Origin of the sequence: Amphibacillus indicireducens (assembly GCF_039539605.1) — a bacterium.
Taxonomy (GTDB): domain Bacteria; phylum Bacillota; class Bacilli; order Bacillales; family Amphibacillaceae; genus Amphibacillus; species Amphibacillus indicireducens.
Genome location: NZ_BAABDL010000043.1, coordinates 1 through 18475, shown reverse-complemented (window position 1 = coordinate 18475; position 18475 = coordinate 1). Strand labels below are relative to the sequence as shown.

At 37.9% G+C, this 18475-nt stretch carries 8 protein-coding genes; 1 reads left to right on the top strand and 7 read right to left on the bottom strand.

Annotated elements, in window-relative coordinates:
* The first annotated feature begins 140 nt into the window (after positions 1-140).
* Positions 141-1472, top strand: coding sequence for a DNA cytosine methyltransferase (locus ABD814_RS03990; protein ID WP_344910565.1), 1332 nt, complete (start codon positions 141-143; stop codon positions 1470-1472).
* A 66-nt stretch (positions 1473-1538) separates the two neighbouring features.
* Here ABD814_RS03990 and ABD814_RS03985 read toward each other — a convergent pair whose 3' ends face one another.
* The 7 genes from ABD814_RS03985 to ABD814_RS03955 all read right to left on the bottom strand — a co-directional run bounded on the left by ABD814_RS03985 (position 1539) and on the right by ABD814_RS03955 (position 18323).
* Complete coding sequence (locus ABD814_RS03985; RefSeq protein ID WP_344910563.1) at positions 1539-2279, bottom strand: PmeII family type II restriction endonuclease; 741 nt, start codon at positions 2277-2279, stop codon at positions 1539-1541.
* A gap of 132 nt (positions 2280-2411) precedes the next feature.
* A complete protein-coding gene (locus ABD814_RS03980) occupies positions 2412-5213 on the bottom strand; it encodes an endo-1,4-beta-xylanase (protein ID WP_344910561.1) in 2802 nt (933 codons plus the stop codon).
* A gap of 210 nt (positions 5214-5423) precedes the next feature.
* Positions 5424-9605: an endo-1,4-beta-xylanase gene (locus ABD814_RS03975; RefSeq protein ID WP_344910559.1), complete on the bottom strand. Its 4182-nt coding sequence runs from the start codon at positions 9603-9605 to the stop codon at positions 5424-5426.
* Positions 9606-9983: 378 nt separating this feature from the next.
* Entirely contained in the window at positions 9984-10190 is a 207-nt protein-coding gene (locus ABD814_RS03970) for a hypothetical protein (protein ID WP_344910557.1), read from the bottom strand.
* Between the two features lie 28 nt (positions 10191-10218).
* Positions 10219-11118, bottom strand: a complete 900-nt coding sequence (locus ABD814_RS03965) for a 5'-3' exonuclease (RefSeq protein ID WP_344910555.1) — start codon at positions 11116-11118, stop codon at positions 10219-10221.
* 672 nt (positions 11119-11790) lie between these two features.
* Positions 11791-13452, bottom strand: coding sequence for a glycoside hydrolase family 13 protein (locus ABD814_RS03960; protein ID WP_344910554.1), 1662 nt, complete (start codon positions 13450-13452; stop codon positions 11791-11793).
* 266 nt (positions 13453-13718) lie between these two features.
* Entirely contained in the window at positions 13719-18323 is a 4605-nt protein-coding gene (locus tag ABD814_RS03955) for a pullulanase (RefSeq protein WP_344910552.1), read from the bottom strand.
* Between the last annotated feature and the right edge of the window lie 152 nt (positions 18324-18475).

Below are 18475 nucleotides of genomic sequence, written 5' to 3'. Positions count from 1 at the left end.
ATCTTTGGATTTAGCTAGATGATTTGAATGAATTATCTTAGTTACTCGACAATTTTTTCATTTGACTTTTGACGACTCAATCATTAAAATAACCCTTATTAAAGTTTATAAAATATTTAAACTTTTGGGAGGGGTTTTCATTGTCGTATATTATCAGTAAAGAAAAAGTACATAGTTACATGAAAGATCATGGAATTAAAACTCAAAAAGAACTAGCAGAACAGCTTGGAATTAGTAAAAGTCAATTATCAACAATCCTATCTCCAAATTATAATCCAATTAAATCAAATGCAATGAAGCTCTGTGAAACATTAAATGTGAGATTAGAAGATATAACCGAACAACTTTCTTTTGATTTAAACTTACAAGAGTCAACAAATGAACCAAGATCTGAGGAAGCAGCCCAATCTAACGATCAATTTATCGAGATTCGTCATGTTAAGCCAAAACAAAAGTACACAGTATTAGAACTGTTTGCTGGTGCAGGTGGTTTAGCACTTGGATTAGAAGAAGCAGGCTTTGAGACAATTGGTTTAATTGAATTTGATAAATTTGCTTGTCAAACATTAAGAACAAATCGACCAAATTGGAAAGTTATCCACGAAGATATTGAAGTAATTACTGAAAAAGGACTCGAAAATTATCTAGATCTTCCTGAAGTCGGTGAACTCGATTTATTATCTGGTGGCTATCCATGTCAAGCATTTAGTTATGCAGGTAAAAAAAGAGGCCTTCAAGATGCAAGAGGAACACTATTTTACCATTATGCCAAAATCTTAGAACAACTAAAACCAAAAATGTTCTTAGCGGAAAATGTTAAAGGTCTTGTTAATCACGATCAAGGCAAAACTTTAAAAACTATGCTAGATGTTTTTGAGAATATTGGATACAAAGTAAAGTGGAAAGTTCTAAGAGCACTAGATTACGATGTTGCACAAAAGCGAGAACGAATTGTTATCATCGGTGTCCGTAATGATATTGTCTATCAAAATCAAGAGATTGATTATTTGTTCCCAAAGCCATATGGCTATGAGCTCGTCCTAAAAGACATATTAAAAGATGTTCCTGAATCTCCTGGCTCTAAATATCCTGATTCAAAGAAACAAGTATTAGAGCTCGTTCCACCAGGAGGTTATTGGAGGGATCTACCTGAAGATATAGCAAAAGAATATATGGGTAAAAGCTATTACTCAGGCGGTGGAAGAACTGGAATGGCGAGACGCTTATCTTGGGATGAGCCGTCACTAACACTAACTTGTTCCCCTGCCCAAAAGCAAACCGAACGTTGCCATCCAGATGAAACAAGACCATTTACTGTTAGAGAGTATGCTAGAATTCAAAGTTTTCCTGATGAATGGATTTTTGACTGTTCCGTAAATAATGCTTACAAACAAATAGGTAATGCCGTTCCTGTCAATATGGCAAATGCGATCGGAAAATCAATCATTCACGTCTTAAATAAACTCTTCTAATTAATAGTCCCCTTAATCTAAGTCTTAAAGATTAAGGGGATTTCTAAGATCATTTTACAGGAAAATTCAATATTCAAAGCCACTCGTTTCAGCAATTTCTTGAGCTAATGTTTCAATCACTTCATTTATAATTTTTGATCCATCATATTCAACAGCAACCTCACTGATTGCATCTGTTAATCGGTCATAAAAATCAATCTCACCTGTCAATCGATACCAAAATTCCTCACCAACATGAACAGGAAACTCTTTATCAATCGCTTTATAATGACCACTTAACTGTTCTTTCGTACCATATAAAACCCCAACAACTAAATCATCAAACCCAATTCTGATTCCATTCGTTCGAGCCAATTGTCTCACACCGTGGAAATGGTTTTTAATTGTCGTCACATCATCTTTATTGATTGTATTTGGCCCTGCTTTAATCTGACAATACTTTTTATGACCATCCAATTTATCAATGTATTCAATATCAATCCCACTTGTTGTTGAAGCATAACCTTCTAGCACTTCACTGCAAAATCGTTGCAATTTGTTTCCAAAAGTCGTATTAATCGAAGTTCCTAAAACTCTTGGATATACTAATGCTTTTGCGATACTGAGAGGCTCAATATTACCTGTTAAAAAATTCGCCTTATATTTATCTAAGAACGGATTTAGATTAAATTCCTTTAGTTTTACAAGCTTCTTTGTGTTAGCTAAATGACTTGGTATAATCTCTTTAATAAAAAAATCTTTACCTTTTTCAATAATATGATTCAGCTCATCATTATTCGTTTGATAATTTGTCAATTTTTCTGACATTAGACCCACCCCATCATCAATTCAATAAAAGCACTTAACTGTATCTTACCACAGTAAACAGCATCTTTTTATCTAAATTAGCTTTTCGATATCAAAATCACCTCACTCAAGAGCAAGGTGATTTTGATAATCTTATTGATTTCGGCGTTTTTTATGGTAAAGTGTTAAGCCGCCTGCCGTTATAACAATCGCAGCAATAATTAACGAAACAATTAAAGTTGTTGAACCGCTTGAACCTGTTTCAATCGGTGTTAATTCACTTTGGTCAACTGATGTTGCAAGCGTTAAGTTTCCGAAAACAGATGGATCTTGGAAGCCCATCCCGCTTAAATCATTCCAAATCGCGACACTTTCTCTTGAGCCGTTGACGGCATCATTAATCTGAATGTCAAAGCCAATTTCTGAGTTCGCTTCTGGTGTAATTGTTGTAAATGGAATCTTCATTTCAACAAGATAGTTTGTCCCATCGATTGTTGTTGCTGATTCAAAACCTTCACTTATCCCTTCTGGACTGAATGACGCTTCATTATCAAAGTTGACTCGATATTGACCATCACCGTCTTGATAGAAGGTTGATTTCTGTTTACTTTCTTCGATAAACACTTCGACAGAATCATGTTGATCATCATCCTCTGCCGTTTTATCGAGTTCAGAATCATTGACTTCAACTAAAACGTATAAGTTTTCCTCATCCCAAAGCACACGCGCTTCACCACTGGCACCATGCCAGGCGCCTTGATAGCGATCAATTGGTAAAACAGGTGCTTCACCCCAAATATCATCAATCTTACCATCAATTTCAGGTGTGCCATAAGCCGCTTTTCCAAGTCGTGCATCCGCCTCAATGACTTCAAAATCGGCTAAAAACTCGTCCGGATTAATGACAGCATAATACGCTGGTTTCGCCTGCATATTTCGATCAAACAGCAGTGGACTTTGATCCGAACGCCAGCTTGATCCATCATCTAAACCCCAAAATGTAATGCGGGAAATATGCTCATGATTATCCCGATAAATTTGGAATAGACGTGCATATAAATAAGCTTGCTGATTCAATTCTTCCTCAGTCTGCTCTCCGTCACTACCGGAAGTGACATCAAGCTCCGTCACACCAACCTCAACACCCAAGGAGGCGAATTTTTCAAGAGAAAGTCTGACGTTCTCTGGGTTTGTATTGATGTTATAGTGTCCTTGCATCCCGATCCCATCAATTAAAAGTTCCCCATCATTTTCGGCAGCATAATTTTCATTAATCTCTTTCACCATTTGATAAATGGCTTCGGCTTTTTGCTGATTATCATCGTTGTAATCATTATAGTAAAGCTTAATATCCCAACCATTTTGATCGATTACATCTTTAGCAATTCGAAACGATTCTTCAATATAATCGGGTCCAATCGCCTGAAGCCAACCAGATTGCCGTAATGAGCCCTGCCAATCTTCTGGATTCGGTGGGTTATCGTTCATCGCCTCATTAACAACATCCCACGAAATCACACTATCACCAAAATGTGCGACCGTTGTCTCAATATGCGTCCGCAAGTTTACCAGCGCATCTTCTCGCGCTAACGACTCACCTGCATCATCTGCCCAGAGCCATTCAGGTGATTGTTGGTGCCAGACCAGAACATGACCGTGGACCGCAAGCCCCTCATCTAACGCCATTTGAACAAACATATCCTCCGCATTAAAATCAAAATGACGATTATTATAAGCAGAGTCCGGTTTCATCGCATTTTCTGCCGTCACTAAGTTGTGATGACCCTTCAGTAATGTCAAACGATCACCAGCAAAATCTGACGTCGATACGGCATTACCAATCATGAAATAATCTTTGTAAACCTCACTGATTGACGTCAGATTTCTTTGAATTTCTAGCAAATCAGTATTCGTTTTAATCAAACTAACATCATCAATATAAAATGATGCATTCGGGCTCGAACTCTCAATATAAAGCGTCACATACTCATCACCAACACTTGAATAGCGATACGTTCCCTCAAGCTTAATCCAATTATCATCAACAGAAACTGTTTTGGTTTGAATATTATTATAAGATGCACCAAAGTCCCCACTACCTATCTGCGACGACAACGTGATCTCCGCACTACCCGGGTCAATCAATTTTACCCAAACAGATAGATGATATTCGCTCCCCTTATCAATAAACTGCTCAATCCGAAGTGAGGGCCCATTCCAATCCTGCTGACGACTTTCAACCTTCAAAGCAGACGAACCACCCGGCGTATAGTTCGCCTCATCCGTCACTGTCAACAATTCATTACCACCACGCGCTTCAAAACCATGCAATTCACCATCTTCAAACGTAATCGTTTCCAATTGCTTTGCCGGTTTGCGCTCTTCCTCAACACTCGCCTCAGCTGCAGGCGCCCCCACCTCTTCAATCACAACCTCAGTCACATAAAAAGACACATTTTTTCCATTTTCATTCGACTGAATTCGAATTTTCTCATCCATTAAAAGATCAACCGTAAATTCAGCCGTTAACTCAAACTGCTCACCTGCATTGATTTCCAAGTTGTTAATCCACGTATAACTATCAACCAACGACAAAACAATCTCCGCCCCAGCAGGCACATCCTCATCAACATCGACATAACCTGCAACAGTTACCGAATATGTATGTCGATCCTCAAGCCCCAACTGAGCAAACGCCAAATCAGCCGCATCATAGTCATTCATCCGCCGATCCACATACAACCCATGCCCATTCTCAGTAAAATCAAGACCCGACAGATAACTAAGCGACGCTCCTCCCGACTGAAGAAAGACCATTTCTTCACTGTCAAACGTCTCATGAAAAATTGTCGTCTCACTTTCAGCATCAACCACCAATAACGGTGTCACTAATTTTGACGGAAAAATTAAAACTGCAACTAACATCAAGACAACTAAACGTGTTAACTTTCTCATCACAAAAATCCCCCTTCTCGATCCAATGTAACCCCTTTCATTTTCACAAGCGAAAAAAATATGAACTACCGCTTCTACTAATAATTTTATAGAATCACCATATGTAAGTAAACAACCGACGTATATATCTTATCCCAAAAACTAAACCCAATTGCTTTCATAAAAAAACTCACCCCACTCAGATTGAGTAGGGTGATTGAATTTTAACACTTACGCTCTTTTGCGTTTATAACTATATAACGCTAATCCCGCACCCGCAAGTAACACTAACACACCAATTAACATGTAATTGAATAGTGAAGTTGCAGTTGATGGTAACTTATCACCATTTGAATCTTCAGTTGTTGCTTCCGACTCATCGTCAGATTCATCCTCAGAATCACCAACTAGGACTGGTTCTTCGTCAGTTTCATCACCTGTACCTGGCGTTGTATCCCCAGTATCATCACCGTCCGTACCACCAGTTGAGCCATCTTCACCTTCTAATTCAGCAACACGTTCTTCAAGTGCTTCTAATCTAGCAAGTAGATCAGCAATGAGATCTCTTAGAGTTTGATCAGAAGTGCGTAAGCCTTCTAATTCCGCTCTTAATTCTGCGATTAACTCTTCAAGACCAGCAACATTTTCATCTAATTCATTAACACGGTTAGTTAAATCTTGAATCACTTCTTCAAGATCTTCAATTACTTCTTCAGCTCCAACTTCAAAAACACCATATGTTGAGAAGCCACTTACAGTTAATCGAACCTCACCTTTATCGCGGTCAATGATCCCACCTGTACGACGCTCCCAAACACCTTCATCTTCATTATAGTAGAATGCTGAAACCCACTGATAATCGGTGTTATAAGTTAGTGTCAATTCAAACTCACCTTCGAAATCTTCAAATCCTTCAGGGAATATTAACTCAACAGTAACAATCGCACCAGCAATCTCAAGTTCCACTCCACTATCAGATTTAGGATCAACAATTGTAGTTGGATCGACAAAGTTTACTTTAATTTCTGTACCTGCTGGTAAATTAGCAGGAGCTTTAATTGAGACCTCTTTATCACCTGATTTTACAATCACTTTCTGTTCAGGTTGAATTTCAACTTGTGAACCTTCTTCGATAATAACTTCATTTTCTGGAACATCAGCTAACAACATTATTTCACCAAATACAGATGGATCTGACCATCCCATACCAGAGTTAACGTCACTCCAAATGGCAACACTGTTACGGTTCCCATTTACAGCATCATTAATTTGGACATCAAAGCCGATTTTTTCTCCAGCTTCTAAGGTAGTCGTAGTAAACGGTATCTTCATTTCTACTAGATAATTCGTTCCATTAACTACTGTTCTTGATTCAAAACCTTCACCTGTAACACCATTGAATGATTGTTCATTATCGAAGTTTACACGATATTGACCATGTCCTTCACCATAAGATGCTGACTTCGTATTCTGTTCATCAATAAATACTTCGACTGAATCTTGTTCATGAGCTTGTGAGTTAGATTTGTCAAGTTCATTATCGTTAACTTCAACTAGTACATAAATATTTTCATTATCCCATAATACTCTTGCTTCTCCTGTAGCACCATTGTGAGCCGTCTGGAATCGATTAATCGGAAGTACTGGTGCTTCATTCCAAATATCGTCGATTTCACCATCAATTACTGGTGTTCCAAATGCTGCATTTCCTTGTCTTGCAACTACTTGACCAGGGTCTTCATTTTCAGCAAGATAAGTTTCAGGATCAGCTACAGCAAAATAAGCTGTCTTCGCTTGCAAATTACGGTCAAATAATAATGGGTTAGTTGCACTTCTCCAACTATTTCCATCACTTAAGCCCCAGAAAGTGACTCGAGAAATATGGTCTGAGTGCTCTCTATATAGATCAAATAGTTGAGCATAGAAGTATGCTTGTTCTCTATTTTCTCTATCAGTTAATGTCGTCCCTTCAGAGGCACCAACATCAAGCTCTGTCACACCAATTTCTATCCCTAAATCAATAAATCTTTCAATGGATTCTCTGACATTTGCAACATTTACCGTCGTCGTGTAGTGAGCTTGCATACCAACACCTGATATTAATTTACGTGAATCTTCAGGGAAGTCTTCAGCATACTGCTCATTAATATCCTTAATCATATGATACATTGTTCTAGCTTTTCCTTGAACATGATCATTATAGTCATTATAGTATAGAACCATATCATGACGGCCTAACTCATCAGCAACTTTACGTGCATGTTTGAAGGCCTCATAGATATAGTCATCACCAACTGAATGGAGCCAACCTACATCAGGAGTGGAACGTAATTGAGCCTTCCAATCTTCTGGATTACTCCAATTACCAGCTAGTGCCTCATTGACTACATCCCAACTGATGATATTATCTCCAGCAGCCTCATCAGCTGTTCTCATAACATTCTCAATATGCTCATGCATATTTGCTAATGCTTCTGCTCGTGTTTTATAAGAGCCATCTGGATTCCGATAAAGTGACTCTTCTGATTGTGAATGCCATAGTAACACGTGACCATGAATTAATAGATCGTTGTCCACAGCATTCTGTAACCATCGATCTTGACGAGAATGTGTAAATTCTCCACCACTATAATAGTTTTCTGGCTTCATAATATTTTCAGCAGTTACCAAATTATGATGGTGTCTTAACAACTCTAAAGTTCTACCATTAAAATGAACAGGTTCCACAGCATTACCAATAAGGAACATATCCTCATAAATATCTTTTAATGGTGTTAGATCCGTTTGTACAGGATAATCAGGTATAAAAACTTCTGCTCTGAAATCATCAATATAATAAGAAACACCAGATGTTGAATCTGCATCATATGGTTCTTCAACATAAAACGCTAAAGCTTCAATTGCTCTAGGTACTGCATATACACCTTCAAGGTATACCCATTCATCAGCAGTAATCGTAACTTGATCGATAACTGGTGGATAATAAGATGTTTCACCATTAACCGTTTCAGCAGCTGATAACTGTAATTGTGTATCTTCTTCTCCTTCTGCTAATCTCACCCATAAACTAAATTCATATTCATATCCAGGATGCATCTTATCAAGGAATTCAATTATCGCTGCATCTGATGAACTTTGACGATTCTCAACTAATAAGCTATGAGAACTATCGTTAGCACCAATATCAGCCACAGTTAATTCCTCATTATCGTTACGCGCTACCCATCCTTGTGATGTTCCATCTTCAAAATCTGTAAAAATTGCAACTCTTTCATCCTCAGGAATTTCCTCTAAATCCTCTTCCTCTGGTTCTTCTAAGCTACCTACATGCATAACTTTAAAATTATCTAGATAAAAATCATTTTTTGTACTTTGCGTCTGCAAGAATACAATTAATTCTGTTGAATTGTGATAATATTCAAAGTTCTCAAGAGTATATGACGTCCAATCATCTGACCCTACAGCAATCTCACCACTAAGCCATGGATATTCATTGCTTTGAGCCGGGCTAGTGTATTTTGCCGCAAATACGAAATTATCATTACCCTCTTTTAACTTAACATCAAAACTAATGGTGTAAATTTCACCAGGCGTTAAATCTTCTCCTAGATTATAAGAAAGTCGTGATTCTAAATCTGATGGACGATTTAAATATCCTAGTGATTGTTCACCAGTACTAAATGCTTCATCTGTAGTTTTAATTTCAGCTGGCCCCATACCATCCCAATTTAAATTAAACCAACCTTCTGTAGAATCAGCCTCAAAATCAAAACTTAAAACCTCAACCGGTTCAAATGGCTCTTCTGGAACTTCAATATCTTCATGCTGGATTACTTTAAAGTTATCTAAATAAAAATCTGCATCACTTCCACTATCATCTGTCTCAATATAAACAATAAACTCAGATGTTTCTTCGTGATACTCAAAATCAGATAGTTCAAATGATACCCATTCATCTGGTCCAACATCTTTATTTCCAATTAACCAAGGAGTCTCATTTGACGTATTTGGATATTTATATACTGATGCTAATCGAAGAGTACTTGTACCCTCACTCATCTTAACATCGAAACTGATATCATATGTTTGACCTTTTTCTAATTTATCAATTAAATTCAAGGATAAACTTGAATTAACACCTTCTCGATCATAGAATTTTAATGATTGTTCACCGTGAGCCGCCTCTTCATCTGTAATTACAATTTTAGCTCCATCTCCCCATCCTAACGGAGCCCATCCATGTGTATCATCTGATTCAAAATCATGATGTATTACTACATTCTCTCCAACTGAATCTCCCCCATCTTCCGCCAACACTGTCGCAAGCGATGTGAAGAGATTCAGTGGTATTGCTAAGAAAGCAATTAATAGAATTGCGATCGAACGTTCATACTTTTTAAGCATCTTTACCATCTTTCAACATTCCTCCTTAAAGATTAATAAAATTCTAATAATTTTAATTAGTCTTACGGTCTAACGTTTGAAAAAATTGCAGAACAAATTGCGATTCTACTTGTGCCTCCTTCCGAATGATATTGGTTATACTCCTCCATTATATAAAACGCTTACATTCTATGTAACCGTATTAGACTTAGAAGATACCTTACAAACTATAACTCTTAAAATTTTTATCCTAAGAAACTATATCTTTATTAAATAATTTAATTTATTTAGTAGATATGAAAATAGGATATTCAAGTGGCTTATCACCTGAATATCCTTCGTAGAGTAAACTATAAATACAAATACAAGTTATATAAATTCAATAGCACAAGACCTGCTAGGGATAGCTTAAAGACTATCTCGACGCCTCGTCCAAAGCGAGACAACCGACATCGTCAAGACAGTCGTTGATGAGAGGATGCCGATTGTCGCGAGTGGATAATCACCGAGAAAGTCAAGGATTGGTTTGATAAAGACTCCCCCACCAATACCGGCAATTGCTCCGATGATGCTTGCTAGTAAACTAATAATAAAGTATTGCAATACTGTCCCCATCTGCTTTAATTTCTCCTTTTACAATATTTTAATACGTACGTAGTCGAATTCGCACTTCAATTTGATCAAGTACGTTCATGATCTTCGCAAAATTGGGTTGAAAAATAAACTCAGCTGAGTCAATCGTTTTAAAGTAATCAAGATCTTGATTGATCGTAACTAATTCTTTACTCACTTCTGCCATTTCCTTTCCCTCAATTAACTTCTTAATATTACGTTTGAATTTCGGGTCAAGATCTGGCAGGAGCTGATAAATATTTTCAACCGATTGATACATTTGAATTAGTGGTAGTGCTGATTTTGCCCCAACACCTGCAACCCCTGGCACATTATCACTTGAGTCACCTAACAATGCTTTCACATCAATCCATTGACTTGGTTCAATGCCAAATTCAGTTCTAAAATCATTTATCGTATAAAAAGTTTCCACCCTTTTCTGGTTGAAAACTTGGGATGTATGCTGATTTAAAAGTTGGTAGAAATCTTTATCATTACTATAAATCAAGCAATCTGTCTGCATGTTAGTTGACCACATGTTTGTAATCGAACCGATAATATCATCCGCTTCATGCGGTGCCATCGTGTATTGCTTAATTCCCATTTGGTCGAGCACAGTTTTTAATGTTTCATGTTGTTGGATGAGCGCTGGAGCAAGTTCACTCCGGATCGCTTTATAAAAATCGTACTTTTGACGTCTTGCTGTATCTTCCCGCTTCACATCCCAGGCAACAACTAGATGTGTCGTTTGATACTCTTCAATTAAGTTAAATAATTTTTGTAAGAAAACATGTAAGCCATTCGTGAAAAGCCCTTTCGAGTTTTTCGGTAATTGATCCTCTGTTTTGTTGTATGCTGTCGCAAAATAACCACGGCTGAGTAAATTAAAGCCGTCAATTACGAGTAATTTTTCTGTTTGAATTGTATTCACCTGCTTTCAAAAAACTGCCCAACCACTATTATAGCAGTTTTCTTGGTCTTGCTCCAATTATAATTTGTAAGAATTTTCTGTAAATGATGCTAATAAAAAAATCGCGGTAGGTGTAACAAATAGAGCTAATCGTATCCTGTATCGCTGGAAAATCGTTAGAGGGGTAACGAATAAGCACCAATCATCAGAGATCCCCTCAAAATCGTAACGATCTCTAACGAATAGGAGTTAATCGTCAGAGATCGTCTTCTGCCTCGGTATGATTTCTCACGAATAAGGGCTAATCGTCAGGGATCGTCCTCTGCTTCGGTGTGATTTCTCACGAATAAGGGCTAATCGTCAGAGATCGTCTTCTGCCTCGGTATGATTTCTCACGAATAAGGGCTAATCGTCAGGGATCGTCCTCTGCTTCGGTGTGATTTCTCACGAATAAGGGCTAATCGTCAGAGATAAACCTCTGAATCAAGCCGATGTCTAACGAATAGGAGCTTATCATCAGGTATCTCACTTAAAATACCTTTGATATACAATGAAAAGCGACAAATTGTTAGACATTACTCATAAAGGTCCTTAGACATTTGAGAAACACAAAGTTATCCAAAACGAACGGATTTTATAATTTCCTAAACTAATAAAAAGGTGTTAGCGAATGAAATCACTAACACCTAACAATTATTTCAGTTGATAAACTCTTGCTTCATATGGTCGTAAAATGAGGTTTGCGTTCAATTCATCTACGATCAGGTAGTTAGCCATTTTTAATTCTGCAAATGACAAATCATTCGATAAATCTAAGCTTGCTTCTTCGTCAAACATGTTGACAATGACCGCATACCGCTCACCGTTTAATGTTCTCGTATATGCATAAATTTGCTCATGATCTTCAGCGATTAAATCATACGTTCCATAAATTAATGCGTCTGTTGACTTGCGTAATTCAATCATCTTCCGGTAGTAATGGTAGATTGAATCTGGATCATTTAAGTTCTGCTCAACATTAATATCTGGATAGTTCGGGTTAACTTTCATCCATGGTGTACCTTTAGTGAAGCCTGCTTGTGGTTCACTTGTCCACTGCATTGGCGTACGAGAGTTGTCACGCCCGTTTTTCCAGATCACTTGCATAATTTCTTCGTGTGACTTGCCTTCACTTCGTTCAATTCGGTAGTAGTTTTTCATGCTGACATCATCGTAATCATCAATTGAGTCAAATTGAACGTTCGTCATCCCAATTTCTTGACCTTGATAAATAAATGGTGTTCCTTGCATAAAGAAGTATAAGGTTGCTAATGCTTTTGCTGATGTTTTTCTTAAATTCGTATCATTACCCCATGCAGAAACTGAACGCGGTTGGTCATGATTTTCAAAGAAAAGTGCATTCCAGCCTCTTCCTTCTAAACCTTTTTGCCATCTCGTTAAACTCCGCTTAAATGATGCTAAATCAAGTCCGCCTTCTAAGCTCGTGTTCCAAAGACCGATATGCTCAAATTGAAAGATCATATTGAAATAACCGTTCTCTTCGCCAACCCAGTTTTCTGCATCATCTAAACTAACACCGTTAGCTTCACCAACCGTCATAATGTCATAATTACGCAATGTACGCTCCCTAAACTCAGTCAGAAATTTTTCAATTCCAGGGCGGTTCATATGACCTTCCCATGCTTCAACATACTGTTTGTTATCAGGGTTTTTCATATCAGGTAAGCCTTCAACTTTTTTAATATGTGAAATCGCATCAACTCGGAAGCCGTCAATTCCTTTGTCTAGCCACCAGTTAACCATGTCATATAAGCTTTCTCTTACCTCTGGATTTTCCCAGTTTAGGTCAGGTTGTTTTTTCGAGAAAACATGTAAGTAATATTCATCTGTTTTTTCGTCATATTCCCATGCAGATCCGTTAAAAATTGACTCCCAGTTATTTGGCTCTTTGCCATCTTTAGCTGGTCGCCAAATGTAGTAATCACGGTATGGGTTGTCTTTCGATGAGCGTGATTCGATAAACCATTCGTGTTCATCAGACGTGTGGTTGATAACTAGATCCATAATTAACTTCATGCCACGCTTATGTGTTTCAGCTAATAATAGATCAAAATCTTCCATTGTACCAAAATCATCAAGAATTGCTTTATAGTCACTAATGTCGTAACCATTGTCATCATTTGGTGATTCGTAAATTGGACTCACCCAAATCACATCGATTCCTAAATCTTTTAGGTAATCTAATTTTTCGATCATTCCTTGGATATCACCGATTCCATCGCCATTGGAGTCTTTAAAGCTGCGCGGATATATTTGATAGGCTACGGCTTCTTTCCACCATTTTTTAGTATTCATTATGTTCACCCTTCACTCTTTATATATGTTTTAAAAATTACAGTTTACATTTGGTTGTGCAACTAATAGGCAAGCGATTGCATACACGTTCAATAGAATATCATATCCAGAAAACTTGTGCAAGTATTTTGTGATTTCTACCTTAGTATTCATGTAAACATATATAGTTTGTGAAGTTTCTCTACTAATATTAAATTTAATCGTTTTGCGAACAGGAAAAACCACCCTACTCTAAGTCGAGTAAGGTGGTCTAATCAGATAAATTATTATACTTTGTGACGGCGTCTACGTGTGTAGAGTGCTAGTCCAGCACCTGCAATCAGCATCAAAGTTCCAATTAATAAATAATTAAATAATGCTGTTGCTGTTTTTGGTAGTGCATCTCCTTTAGACTCTGTTGAATCAACCGAAGTTTCATCTTCTGAACCTTCAGTACCTTCTGATTCTTCAGGTTGATCACCCTCAGAACCTTCATCCGTCTGGTCTTGGCCAGGTACATCTTCAGGGGTTGTTATTTCTTGCTCAGCTAATTGAGCTTCTAATCTTTCAATTTCGGCTAAAATCTGAGCAATCATTGCTAAGAGTTCTTGATTTTCTGTTTCAATTTCAGTAACCTTAGCTTTTAAATCAGACAATTCTTGTTTTAAATCAGTATTATTACCTTCAAGATTTGCGATCTTGTCGTTAAGATCTTTAATATCTGCTTCAAGATCAGCAATAACATCTTCTAGCGCATCTTCGAAAACACCATATGTTGAGAAGTGAGGGATTTCGATCGTAATCGTCTCGGTTGAACGATCCATTTTGCCACCTAAACGTTCCCAACTATCTGCATTGTTTCCTTTATAGAAGATTGCTACCCAGTCAGAGTCAGAATCATATGAAAGTGTTAATGTGAAAAACTCACCTTCAATTACTTGATAGCCTTCTGGGTACTCAATATTAACCGAAACAACTTGACCAGCTTTCGCTATTGATTTACCTGTCGCTGATGTTGCTCCTTCCATCTCACTCTCATCTAAAAAGTCAACTTCAATTATTGTTCCTTCAGGTAGTGATTTAGGTGTTTCAATTTGAGCAACTTTACCATTATCATCTGAAATTTTAATCGTTTGCTCAGGTGCAATTTGTGTTGGCTCGTTTGGTTTAATTTCTATTATGTCTTTCTCTTCTGGTACTTCTTCAACACTATCAGCTGTTAAGCGAATCACTGTTGCAGTTAACGGATCAAGTTCAATTGAATCCGATGATAGTGTTACACCTGTTGGGTTACTAATTGGTTCAGTTCCAGCAGTTTGGCCATCAACGATAATATCACCCGCTGAATAGTCAGTTGCTAAAGTCAATTGACGTGATACAGTGTCTGCGTTAACGAAGACAGCATAGATGTCACCATTGCTATCAATCGCTTGATAACCAATCACTAAGTCTTCAGTACCAATTTCAGGTGCTTCGATCATTGAAACAAATTGATCGATTTCCTCCATTGTACCTCTGCTAAATGCATCTGTTGAACGACGTAAAGCGATTAAACCTGTTGTATAGCTTTGTGTCGTTGTATTAATTGGATAAGCTTCTGTGTCTGTCGCCATTGCCCAATCAAATTTATTGACTGCATCCGTCGAATCATATGAATCATGGATAAAGTATGGGTACTCAAATGGCGTGCCATTTTCATCAGTCATAAACGTTGATTTATATGGTGCTTGTGCAGCAGGCACTTCACCAATATAATCTTCATGGCGGAACTGCTTCGTTCGACCAAATTCTTGTCCAGCATGAATAAATGGTGTGCCTTGTGCTGTTAGGACCATTAAGTTACCAAGTCGAATGCGTTCGTGAATCTCTTGAGCATGATCTTTTGGATCTTTTTTAATCGACTGTGCGATCACATCATGTAACGTCAAGTTATCATGTGCAGCAATATAAGGTACGACATCACCGGGATCATCTGCTTTAAAGTTGTGTGGATTTGCCGTTAAGTTATCATAAATCTGTTGGATATTACGTGCTCCACCTGTAATAAAACGTGGTTCACCTTCATGACCAAAGCCTGATTTCAATTCATTTCGGAACTCATCTGAGAATGAACCGACAGCTTGTGTGTATTGCATCCAATGTTGGTCTGCTGGTTGGACATTTGGATAATTTTCATCCCCCACATAAGTAACCCAACCTTCACCGATCATCAGGATATTTGGATTGATCGCTGCCGCCTCGTCATAAGCGATTTGAATTGTTTCTGCGTCATGATCACCCATCATATCAAAGCGGAAGCCATCAACTTTGTATTCTTCGACCCAATAAGTAATTGAATCGACTAAAATACGACGTGCCATTTCATGAGTTGTTCCTAAACGACCTCCACCAAAGCTCTCTCGTGGTGTACCGTCAGAATCCATGAAATGATAGTAATTTGGTTCTAAATCTTCAAAAATATGAACTCTAGCCGTATGGTTGTAAACAACGTCTAAAATCACACCCATACCTCGGTCATGTATCTCATCAATCAAACGCTTAAATTCTTCAATTCGCTTCGCTGGGTCTTCAGGATCCTCAGAATACATCCCTGTTAATGAGAAATAACTATGTGGATCATAACCCCAGTTATAATTATTATCTGTTGATGAGTATTCAAGCAATCGTTGATCATTATTGAATTCATCTGCAAAGAAATAACTCATAACTGGTAACAATTGAATGTGGGTCACCCCAAGCGATTCAATGTAATCTAATTTTTCAGCAAAGGCACTGAAGGTTCCGAACTGACTATCTAATTCACCTTCTAATGATGGGTCGGAAGTAAAGTCGCGGACGTGTACTTCATAAATAATCGCGTCTTCCCGTTTTTCGTAGCCATCGATCTCGGCAAAGTCAAGCTCTGGTCCAATTGTGCTTGGGTCAACGATGGCAGCTTTTCCGACATAATTATCTAGGTTACTACTATCCCAGGCTGCCATTGAACGAGCGTATGGGTCAAGTGCGAGCACAGTTTCTCCGCCACGTTCAATTTCAAAGTGATAGTAATAGCCTGTTAAATCAGTAATGCCAGTATTTGATTCATCTAATTCAATTGACCAAACACCGCGTTCACCTAACGTCATCGCTAATTGGTCATCAATAATCCGTTCTTGATCGTCCTTGTCATATAAAACGACATTGACCGCATCCGCACTTGGTGACCATAATTTCAACTCTGCCGAACCGTCAGTACGTAAATTCAAGCCTAAATCACCATCGTAAGCATACATTTCATCGATCAAACGCCAACCAACTCGTGCAGTCGCCTCACGTCCATCGTATTTAATTTCGATTGGTGCTGTTTCTAATAAGCCCCCAGCTTCAACCGTGACAATGACTGTGTCGGTTTCAGAATTAATTTCAATCGCAAAATCTGTAATTGCATCGCCATTGGCATTAACAATTTCCAGTCCTTCAAGTAAATCTTGTTCTGTTAAACCTTCGACGCTACTAAAGACCAATTCAATTGTTGAATCTGTCAATACTTCAGCAGTGCGTAATCCTTCTACACTTGCAAAGTAAGGATTCGTGTATACGTTCGGATCGCCTTCACGAACAAAAATTTGAGTGTGCTGATCGAGTTCAGCAAACGACATATTTTCCGTTTGCTCTCCTGTATCTCTATTTACTAATAAAAAGCCAATTTCTCCAGCATTTTCAGCAAGAGCTAGATCATAAAAGCTTCCGTATCCCCCCTCTTCAAATGGATGACCATTTGGCCAATCACTAGTTGCTTCTGCAACATCGCCCCATGTCCATAAGCCCCAACCATTATAATTACCGTCTTCACGGATATAATTAACACGGATTGAATCTTCAATATCAAGTGGTTGATACGAATAAATCTCATGATCAACTGTAATCCATGCTTCATTCATCTCTTGACTAAGCAATTCAATATAAAAGTCGTCAGTTTGTGCTCCTTGAGTTGTATTGATTAAGAAGCCAAAGCTTTCACCTGGTCCACTCAACTCAATTTCCATATAATGACCATAGTCAGTTTTTACTGCATTAGAAAAATTCATTGCTCCATTTGGCCAGCCAACAGAATCTTCAGCGACATCCCATAACCATAGACCAAGTTCATCAAGACTACTTACATTTAATTGTTCAAATAAACTTGTTTCTATATCTTCGAAGTGAAGTCGGAAATAACCTTCAGGAATTTCTTCTTCGCTTTCTGTTACACCTGATACAATCTCAACATAGCCACCATAATCTGTCGTTTGGCTGTCGGTGAATGGTTCACCATTTGGCCATTCTCCTGATGGTTCTGCTGCTATGTCACCCCAGTACCATAAACGTAGATCATCTAAATCTAAATCGTTATTTTGGTAATGAACTTTCAGGGTACGATCTGGTGTTGGTTCAACCGGCACAACTGGATCTACACCTTCAGCCGGCTTTTCATAGTAAACCGTACCATCACGCGTCACCCAAATTTCATAGGTATCTAGATCAGCTAGGTTTGCCTCTAAATCTCCAAGTGGTGCTTCTCCCGAAATACCAATTTGAAACTCGACTAAAATCGGATTATCATTTAATAGAATATCAACATACCCGCCAAAGTCAGTTGTTTGCTCTTTTACAAACGGCACATCTTCTGGCCAAGGTGCTTCATCAGAGGGCATTGAAGGTTCTGCTACATCCCCCCATTTCCAAACATATAAATCATCTAGGGACAAGTCACCATTTTCAAAATGAATTCTTAAATGATTTTCGGGAATCGCTTGCTCATTTGTTTCTGCAGAAATTGTTGAATAAGGTAATGCGCTTGATATCATACTTAACAATAAAACAAAAATCATAGATAGTGCTGTAATGCGATTAATTCTTCTTTTACGAGCCATAATTATCTCCTTTCGTTTCTCCTATAATTGAATAAGTAATCACCTAGCTCCTTTCACTTTTTTGTCTAAAAATAACGTAAGAACAAAGTCGCTATCGCGACTAAATCACGTCCCAAGTAAACAATATTTACTTGGGATTTTATCTCGCTTCA